The sequence below is a fragment of the Actinoplanes sp. NPDC049118 genome, from assembly GCF_040648555.1.
Taxonomy (GTDB): domain Bacteria; phylum Actinomycetota; class Actinomycetes; order Mycobacteriales; family Micromonosporaceae; genus Actinoplanes.
In genome coordinates, this window is sequence record NZ_JBEZDY010000051.1 from 26,634 (window position 1) to 35,593 (window position 8,960).

The 8,960-nt window shown below is 70.5% G+C and carries 7 protein-coding genes and 1 pseudogene; 4 read left to right on the forward strand and 4 right to left on the reverse strand.

What is annotated here, in order from left to right; all coding sequences use genetic code 11:
- Positions 1-6: 6 nt before the first annotated feature.
- The 4 genes from AB0B58_RS41400 to AB0B58_RS41415 all read left to right on the forward strand — a co-directional run bounded on the left by AB0B58_RS41400 (position 7) and on the right by AB0B58_RS41415 (position 4,519).
- Complete coding sequence (locus AB0B58_RS41400) at positions 7-1,515, forward strand: class I SAM-dependent methyltransferase (protein WP_360236589.1); 1,509 nt, start codon at positions 7-9, stop codon at positions 1,513-1,515.
- 168 nt (positions 1,516-1,683) lie between these two features.
- Positions 1,684-2,184 (forward strand): SRPBCC family protein, encoded by a 501-nt coding sequence (locus AB0B58_RS41405; protein WP_360236592.1) that lies wholly within the window; start codon positions 1,684-1,686, stop codon positions 2,182-2,184.
- Positions 2,185-2,262: 78 nt separating this feature from the next.
- Positions 2,263-3,114: a hypothetical protein gene (locus tag AB0B58_RS41410; RefSeq protein WP_360236595.1), complete on the forward strand. Its 852-nt coding sequence runs from the start codon at positions 2,263-2,265 to the stop codon at positions 3,112-3,114.
- Positions 3,115-3,238: 124 nt separating this feature from the next.
- On the forward strand, positions 3,239-4,519 hold the full coding sequence (locus AB0B58_RS41415) for an ATP-binding protein (protein WP_360236598.1): 1,281 nt from the start codon (positions 3,239-3,241) through the stop codon (positions 4,517-4,519).
- Here AB0B58_RS41415 and AB0B58_RS41420 read toward each other — a convergent pair.
- From AB0B58_RS41420 to AB0B58_RS41435, 4 genes and pseudogenes are all read right to left on the reverse strand, one after another.
- Positions 4,480-6,027 (reverse strand): type I restriction-modification enzyme R subunit C-terminal domain-containing protein, encoded by a 1,548-nt coding sequence (locus AB0B58_RS41420; RefSeq protein WP_360236601.1) that lies wholly within the window; start codon positions 6,025-6,027, stop codon positions 4,480-4,482. The genes AB0B58_RS41415 and AB0B58_RS41420 overlap by 40 nt on opposite strands.
- A pseudogene (locus AB0B58_RS41425) lies at positions 6,005-6,115 on the reverse strand (hypothetical protein); the annotation flags it as partial. The pseudogene AB0B58_RS41425 and the gene AB0B58_RS41420, both read right to left, overlap by 23 nt.
- Before the next feature lie 12 nt (positions 6,116-6,127).
- A complete protein-coding gene (locus AB0B58_RS41430; protein ID WP_360236604.1) occupies positions 6,128-7,294 on the reverse strand; it encodes a restriction endonuclease subunit S in 1,167 nt (388 codons plus the stop codon).
- On the reverse strand, positions 7,291-8,811 hold the full coding sequence (locus AB0B58_RS41435) for a class I SAM-dependent DNA methyltransferase (protein ID WP_360236607.1): 1,521 nt from the start codon (positions 8,809-8,811) through the stop codon (positions 7,291-7,293). Before AB0B58_RS41435 ends, AB0B58_RS41430 begins: the two co-directional genes overlap by 4 nt.
- Between the last annotated feature and the right edge of the window lie 149 nt (positions 8,812-8,960).

The following is an 8,960-nucleotide window of genomic DNA, read 5'->3' on the forward strand; positions in this document are numbered from 1 at the left end:
ACCGCGATGAGCAGCGAATACGTCCTCTTCCCCGGCCGCCATCACCTGCTGACCCGGTTCCAGGCCGAGCACCTCGGCCGGCTCTGCGGCGGCGGGGAAGGGACCGTGGTCTGGGCGGTCACCTCGGCCAACCACGAGAACACCAAGCGCAACCCCGTCCCGTATCACCGGCGGGAGGCGGCGATCGAGCGGTTCAGCGTGCAGACCGGGCTGCGCTCGGTCGTCGTGCCGGTCTTCGACACCGCGCCGACCGACCGGTTCGCCGAGGTCACGCTGAAGAACATCGCGGTGGCGACCGGGCTCGGCCTGCATCCGGGCAACACCGTGGTGGCCTGTTCCACGCCGGCGGTGGCGGCCCTGTATGAGCGGCTCGGGTTCGGGATCGACCTCGTGGAGGCCGGCCAGGACCCGGCGCCGGAACGGCCCTGGGACGTGCTGCTGCGGCTGGCCGCGGGCGACCCGGCCTGGCGTGACCTGGCCCATCCGGCCACCGTCGACGTCTACGAGCGGTACCGCCTGGTGGAGACGGTGCGTTCGGTGGTCAACGACCCGGTGGTCGGCGACGAGGGCGGGCTCACCCCGACCCGCGATTACCGCACGTACGCGGAGGCGTTCGCGGACAGCGCTCAGCGCAAGTGGAGGCTCGTGCACGAGCACGTCCGGCCGGGCCGGATCGTCGACATCGGCTGCGGCGCGGGCGCGGTGCTGGAGATGGCCGACCGGGATCCGGCGCTGCGCGAGAGCGACCTGATCGGCGTCGAGGTGGCCCGGCATCTCTACGAGGAGTGCGTGCACAAGAAGGCGCAGGGCGTGTTCGCCAACGCCAACGTGTACTTCTACCGCCGCAACGTCCTCGGCGGCGCGGTCTTCCCCGACCGGTCGATCGACACGACGCTGACCTTCGCGCTCACCCACGAGATCTGGTCCTACGGCGAGCAGGCCGCCTCGATGCGGCGGTTCGTGCAGGCCATCTACGACCAGACGGCACCCGGCGGCATCTGGATCAACAGCGACGTCTGCGGCCCGGACAACCGCGACCGCCGGGTCCGGCTCCGGCTGCGCACGGACGACGGGGACAACCCTCCGGGCGTACGGGAGGATCTTGCGGGGTTGGCTCCGAAGGAGGTCGCCGACCACGTCGGCGCCCTGTCGAGCAGGGCCCGGTTCGATCAGTTCGCGGTCGACTACCGGTTCCCGTTCGAATACCAGGCGGAGGGCGACACGATCACGCTGAGCCTCGCCGACGCGATGGACTACCTGACGCGCAAGGACTACACCGACAACTGGCTGTCGGAGACGCGCGAGCAGTTCTGCGGTCTCGAGTTCGCCGACTGGAAGCAGTTACTGACCGACGTGGGCTTCGAGATCGACCCGGCCAGTCACACCACCCGCAACGACTGGATCGTCGAGAACCGGATCGCCCCGGTCGCGAGCCTCACCGGCATGGACGGCACCCCGATCGACTGGCCGGTCACGCACGTCTTCTTCGTCGCCCGGCGACCCCTCAACACCTGAGCGACCACGCCGTTGCGCCGCCGGCCGCGTAACGGCCGCCGGTGGGCAGGCGGCCGCGTGGTGACGGCGGGCGATCCGGTTGCGGTTGAGGACGCCGGGACGCGTACGGGAGAAAACGGCGACCTGATCTCGTAGCCCGGCCGTGCGTCGCGGGCCGATAATGGCGGGATGCCCGTCGTTGAAGCGACAATCGTCGTTCCCGTGCCGCCGGATGTCGCCTTCGCCGTGTCGCAGACCACCGCGCCGGTGCGGTACCGGTGGGACCCGTTCGTGCGGGAGCAGCACTTCGTCGACGGCGCCACCCGGCCGGGCAAGGGCGTGCGGACCTTCACCAGGTCGCGGCACGGCATCGCGATGATCAGCGAGTACGTGTCGTTCCATCCGCCGACCAACGTCGGCATGAAGATGGTGCGCGGGCCGTGGTTCTTCGAGATGTTCGGCGGCGGCTGGCGCTTCGCGCCCGCGCCGGACCGGCCTGGACACACCGTCGCCACCTGGCGGTACAACTTCCGGTGCCGGCCCGCCGCACTGCGGCCGGTCGCCGAGCGGATCGGCGGGTGGCTGCTCGGCCGTGACATCCGCCGGCGGATCGCCGGGTACGCCCGGGGCTGCGAGGACCCGGTCGTGCTCGCCGCGGCCCGCCAGGCCCTCGAAGACCGGGCCGTGTAACGCGCGACCCGCGCCGATGCCCGGCCTCCCGGTTCCGCGGATGAGGGTGGGGCGGGCGGACCGTGCGAGAATTCGGTCATGGGAAATCAGCGCGCTGCCGGCGACATCGATGCGCGGGTGTCCCTCGCACAGGACCACACGACCGCGCCCGCGGCGCTCTACGAGCTGGCTTCCGATCCGTCGGTCCGGGTCCGTGCGGCGGTCGCCGCCCGTCCGGATGCCCCGGCCGAGGCGCTGCGACCCCTCGCCCGTGACCGTGACCGCACGGTCCGGGAGGCGGTCGCGAGGAATCCCGCCACCTCGCAGGGGAACCTGCTGCGCCTGGTCGGCGACGCGGACCGGTGGGTGCGCTGGGCGGTCGCGGCCAACCCGGCGTGCGACGCCCGCGTACGCCAGGTGATGGTGAAGGCGCAGGACAAGGAGTTGCGCGGGCTCCTCGCCGAGATGCGGGCGCTCGAGCCCGACCTGGCGGCGATCCTCGTCGACGACGCCTCCCCCGAGGTCCGGGAGCGGCTCGCCAGCCACACCCACGACCCGGACGTCATCTCGGCCCTGCTGCGGGATCGCACCGTTCGGGTGCGCAAGGGCGTCGCCGTCAACGAGCGGACCACCGCCGAGCAGCGGCACGCTCTGGCCCGGGACTCCTCGCCCGACGTCCGCGCCGCGCTGGTGCGGGCGGTGGAACTGGACGAGGCGGACCTGCGGGTCATGCTGGACGACCGGTCGGTGGAGGTACGGCGCTCGATGGCCACGTCCGCCGTCACCCCGGAGCAGATCCGGCGGGCGTTGGAGAACGACGCCGATGAGACGGTGGCGGAGGACGCCCGCCGTTACCGCGGGTCGCGGGCCGCCGGTGAGCCGGCGACGGCTCCGCGCGCCGGGCACCGCCGGGCGATCGGTAAGCGTTTCCCGGGCAGGACCGCCGGATAGCTGCCGGGTTCGGTCCGGCTCCAGCCGCAAATCGAACGCCAACGCGCCGCAGATCGAATATCAGGCTGCCGCAGATCGAAACCGGATAACCCGCGGATCGAAACCGACCCGGTTATCATGGTGTGTGCCTGCGCCTCACCTGATCCCACGCCGCGCCGCGGCGCAGGTCGACGCCGCGCTGGCCGACACCCGCGTCGTGCTGATCAGCGGGGCGCGCCAGGCCGGTAAGAGCACCCTCGTCCGGGTCGTCGCCGGCGACAGGCTCGCCGAGCGCCGCGATCTCGACCGGGCGCAGGACAGAGCCGCGGCGATCGCCGACCCGATCGGCTTCGTCGACTCCGCGGAGCTGCTGGCGATCGACGAGATTCAGCGCGCCCCGGAGCTGCTCCTGGCCATCAAGGCCGCCGTCGACGAGGACCCGCGGCCGGGCCGGTTTCTGCTCACCGGTTCGTCGCGGCTGTTCGGCATGGTCGCCGCGCCCGACGCGCTCCCGGGCAGGATGGAGACCGTCGAACTCTGGCCGTTCTCCCAGGGCGAACTGGACGGCGAGCCGGACGGCTTCATCGACGCCGTCTTCGCGCTCGGCACCGAGCTGCGGCACGAGTCGGCCGTGACCCGCGCCGACTACGCCGCCCGGATCGTGCGCGGCGGCCTTCCGGAGGCGGCGTCCCGCGACGACGTCCGGCGCCGCCGGCGGTTCCTCGACACGTACGTGCAGGCGCTCATCGACCGCGACGTCCGGCAGCTGTCCGACATCCAGCACAAGGGCGAGCTCCGCAAGCTGGTACGCCTGCTCGCCGCCAGGTCCGCGACCATCATCGCCGCCAACTCGCTGGAAACCGCGCTGGGACTGAGCCGGCCGACGATCGCGCGCTACCTACAGGCCCTGGAGGAGATCTTCCTCGTCAAACGGATACCGGGATGGTCGCGCAATCTCGGCACCCGGGCCACGGCCGCCCCGAAGCTCGTCTTCGTCGACTCTGGCATCGCCGCCAACGAGATCGCCGTCGACGGCCGGGCGCTGCTTCGCCCCGGCGCGCCGTTCGGGCCGCTGCTCGAGTCGTTCGTCCTGTCCGAGCTGTCCCGGCAGCTCACCTGGTCCGAGCAGCAGGCCGAGCTCTCCCACTACCGGGACCACAGCAAGTTCGAGGTCGACGCGGTGCTGGAGAACAGGTCCGGCCACGTCGTCGGCATCGAGGTCAAGGCGGCCTCGACGGTCGGGCCCGACGACTTCCGCGGGCTACGCCGGCTCGCCGACCGGCTCGGCGACGACTTCATCGCCGGCGTCGTCCTCTACACCGGCTCCTCCACGCTGCCGTTCGGCGACAGGCTGCGCGCCATGCCGGTCAGCGCCCTTTGGCAGGCTCACGCAGGCTCGGAGCCGGCGGCCAGTACCGGACCGTAGGCGGCCACCGCGTTGGCGCGCACCCCGTCCAGCACGTTGATCAGTTGCACGACGTCGGCGTCCGGGAAGATGTCGCCGGGCCCGCCCGCCGCCACCGAGGTGAACGGCGGCTCGTAGAGGTCCGCCGCGTCGACGATGCCCCGCTTGACGATCACGTCGGTCAGCAGGTTGAGGAAGTGCAGCTGACTCGCGGTGTGGTCGCCGCCGGCCTGGAAGGCGTCGAGCGCCGCGCCGGCGGCCTCGCGGTCCAGGCCGGTCAGCGAGCGGAGGAACAGGCCGAGGCCCTGGTGCTCGGCGGCGGCCGCGGCGATGTCCTTCTCGGTGCCGAACCCGGAGGCGACGAACACCTCTTCGAGGGTACGCAGGTCGAGCGCGGTGATCTGCTTGTTGCGGCGCAGCTTCTGCACCGCGAGGTTGTTCTCGTGGCTGCGCAGGTAGATGCGGACCTTGGCCTGGAACCGGCTCTGGTCGGTGCCCACGACGCTGCCCGGCAGGTCGACCTCGCCGAGCTCACCGAGCTGATCCTCGAAGTCGGTGTAGACCACGGCCCGCCGGTTCTTCTCGATCAGCCGCACCAGCCCGCGGACCCTGCGCCGCATCGTCTCCAGCATGGGCAGGGTCACGTCGGCCCACCAGCGTTCCCCGGCCAGTTCGTCGAGGAGCCGCTGCTGTGCGGCGACGGCCGGGATGGTGGTCTGGTCGAGCAGCGCGCCGGCGATCTCCCGCGCCTGGTCGCGCAGCGCGTCGAACCCCGGCTCGGCGCCGACCACGGCCAGCTGCAGCCGCAGCACCAACAGGTCGAACCGCTTGGCCTCCTCGCCGTCGTCGTCCTCACCCCGAAATCCCGACGGCAGCGCCGCGAGGTGCTCCACCACCTCCCGATGCCGCTCCGGTGTCACCCGGTCCCAGTGGGAGAGGTCGCCGTAGTACTCGACATGCCTGCGGTGCGGGCGGACGAGAACGTTCTCCGGATCCATGCCACGCACCTGGACGTTGAGCCGGCCGGCGACGAGCCAGCGAACGTCCAGATCCGAGCCCGGAGTGTCGGGCTGCGCCCCGGGTGGCTGCCCGATGTCCTCGAGGATGTCGTCGAGCGCGAGGACCAGGTCGGCGCGCCGGCTGAACAGCCGCTGGGTCAGCGACGGCGCGACCCTCCCCTCGGCGGGCGCCACGCCGGCCTTGAAGAACTCGACGTTCTGGCACAGGTCGAAGACGAGGAAGCCCTGCTTGTCGCGGGCCGGGCCGAACAGATCCGGGCGGAGCCGGGTGCCGCGGCCGATCATCTGCCAGAACTTGGTCTTGGAGCGGACCAGCTTGAAGAAGACCAGGTTGACGACCTCCGGTACGTCGATGCCGGTGTCGAGCATGTCGACCGAGATCGCGATGTGCGGGGCCTTGTCGGGCAGCGAGAAGTCGTCGATCAGGCTCTGCGCGCAGCTTCCCGTCCGCCCGGTAGAGCCAGGTGAGCGCGAGCTCGAGGCACCGCCGGGCGTAGAAGCAGGATGCACGCGGATCGGCGCCGGCGATGTGTTCGGCGCGGGAGGCCTCGTCGAACAGGTCCGGCCACTCCGCCTCGAGAAACCCGAAATTGCCCACCCGCTCCCCTCTCTAGAGCTCGCCCCGGAACGCGCGGTCCCGTAGCGCCGACATGAGCGACTCCAGCGCGGCCAGGTGCTTCCTGCGCGCCTGCTCCATGCTCCGCAGTTGCCGCACCTTCCCGGCGAATTCGCAGATCGATGCGCGGGGCGGTTGCGGAACCTCGAGTGAGCGCAGAACGGCGAGGTTGATGTTCTTCTGCGCCGATTCGGGGGCCAGTCGTTCCAGGTGCTGCTGCATGAAGGAGAGCCAGGCTCGCACGTACTCGACCGTCTGCGGATCGGAACTGAAACCCACGACGCTGTCCGGGAAGCAGGCGTCGAACTGGAGGATCCCGGCCTTGGCGATGTTCGCGGCGATCGTGATGCACAGGGTTCCCGCCGGCCACAGCCGGCTCTGTGCCAGCCCCAGCTCCGAGTACGTCGCGGAGTACTCCTCGATGTAGCCGCCGGACCTGGCGACGTCTCCGGTCTGCACCAGGGCGTAGGCGCCGCCCAGCAGCGCCGGGTCGTTACGCGGACGGTGCTTCGACATGCCCCGGTCAAGGGTGCCCAGCGTTGCCAGCGGCGCCGTCGGCCACCGTCCCGGTGCGGCCAGGGGATCGCCGAACATCTCCAGGAAGATGGACCTGTACAGCTCCCCGATCGGGGCGAGCGAGGCCCGGCGCTTGGCGCGCAGTGCGTCCGCGCGGTCCAGGATGTCGGCGATCCGCCGCTGCTCGGCCAGCGACGGCAGCGGGACGTCCAGGTCGGCGAGGAACGCCTCGGGCACCCGCCGCTGGCCGCCGCTTCCGGTCATCCGCCGTTCGCCCTTCACCCGTACGGCCGGACGGCGCAGGAAGGCCAGCAGGTAGCGGTCGTGTACGTGGGCGCGATCGGGTCGGACCACGTGGAACTCGGTTGATCCGGCGCCGTGCGGGTGGGCGAGCCCGGCCTGGGCGATCTTCCCGTTCTCGAAGCACGGCGTGATCTTCGCTACCAGCAGGTCGCGGTCCGCGAACTGGGTGTATCCCTTGGCCGTATCGGCATAGCGGCGTTCCACGCCGGTGGTGGTCGTGCCGGCGTCGGCATCCACATCGGACATCGCGACGAAGGAGACCGGGGTCTCCGGGCCAGGCCGTTCCGCGGTCCGCGGGTTGAGTTCCGCGATCTCGCTCAGCTTCCGGACCGGTGTGCTCATTTCAGCATGCTCTTCAGCTCGGAGAGGCCCTGCTGGATCTCGTGCTCCAGCCGTTCCAGGTCCTCCAGGATCTCCGACGGCGGGCGGTGCTCGAGCTCCTCGTGCACGACCTCCTTGTAGCGGTTCAGGCTCAGGTCGTACCCCTGCTCGGCGATCTCCTCGCGTGAGACGCAGAAGCTCTGCTCGGTGCGCGGCCGATCCCGTTCGCCGCCGTTGCGGCGTGCCCATCGCGCCAGCACGTCCGGCAGGTTGTTCTTCGCGTGCTCGCCCTCCGCCAACGGCTCCGCCGGCGCCGCGCCGAGTCTCGCCGGGTCCACCAGGGCGGTGCGCTTGTCGTCGAGGCTGTAGCCGTCGGCGGTCACCTCGTAGAACCAGACCTGGTCGGTGCCGCCGCTGTCCGTACGGGTGAAGAACAGGATGGCGGTGGAGACCCCCGCGTACGGGCGGAAGACGCCGCTGGGGAGCTTCACCACCGCGTCGAGCCTGTGGTCGTCGACAAGCATGCGCCGCAGGTCCTTGTGCGCCTTCGTCGAGCCGAAGAGCACGCCGTCGGGGACGATCACCGCGGCTCGCCCGCCGGGCCTGAGCAACCGCAGGAAGAGCACCAGGAAGAGCAGTTCGGTCTTCCTGGTCTTGACGACGCGCTGCAGGTCCTTCGCGGTGGTCTCGTAGTCGAGACTGCCGGCGAAGGGCGGGTTGGCCAGGATCATCGTGTATCTGCCGGCGTCGCCCGCGGCGCTCTCGGCGAGGGAGTCGCGGTAGCGGATGTCCGGCTGTTCCACCTCGTGCAGCAGCATGTTCATGCTGGCGATGCGGAGCATGGTGCGGTCGAAGTCGAACCCGTGGAACATGCTGTTGTTGAAGTGCCGTCGCTGCGCGGCGTCCAGCAACGCGTCCCGGTGGGTGCCGCTGACGTACTCGGCGCTCGCGACCAGGAACCCGGCCGTGCCGCACGCCGGGTCGCAGATCTCGTCGCCCGGGCCCGGCGCCATCATCTCCACGATCAGCTGGATGATGTGCCGCGGCGTGCGGAACTGCCCGTTCTGCCCGGCCGTGGCGATCTTGCCGAGCATGTATTCGTACAGGTCGCCCTTGGTGTCGCGCTCGGCGAGCGGCAGCTCGCCGATCATGTCGACGACCTTGGCGAGCAGGCCGGCGGTCGGGATCGTGAACCGGGCGTCGCGCATGTGGTTCGCGTAGGTCGAGTCGTCGCCGCCGAGCTCCCGCAGCCACGGGAAGACCTCTCCCTGGACGATCGTCAGCATCTCGTCCGGAGAGCCCAGGTTGGTGAACCGGGTCCACCGGAGGTGGTTCGTCCCGGCCGGGTAGATCGGGTCCTTGATCGGCTGCCCGGTGTGGGTGGCGATGCCCTCCTTGCGCCGCTGGAGGTCGTCGAGCCGCTTAATGAACATCAAGTAGGTGATCTGCTCGATCACTTCCAGCGGGTTCGAGATGCCGCCCGACCAGAAGGCGTCCCAGACCCGGTCAATCTTGTTCTTAAGCTCGCCGGTAATCACCGGCGGAGCGTACCCACCCCGCCCCGATCTTCCCGCCGGACGTCAGCCCCCGGTGGGCGGGGCAGGATTGTCGTCCTCTTGATTACCGCTGGACTCTGCGTTGAGGTCCGCCACCGACAGTTACAACATGACCACCGAGCCGCTGACCT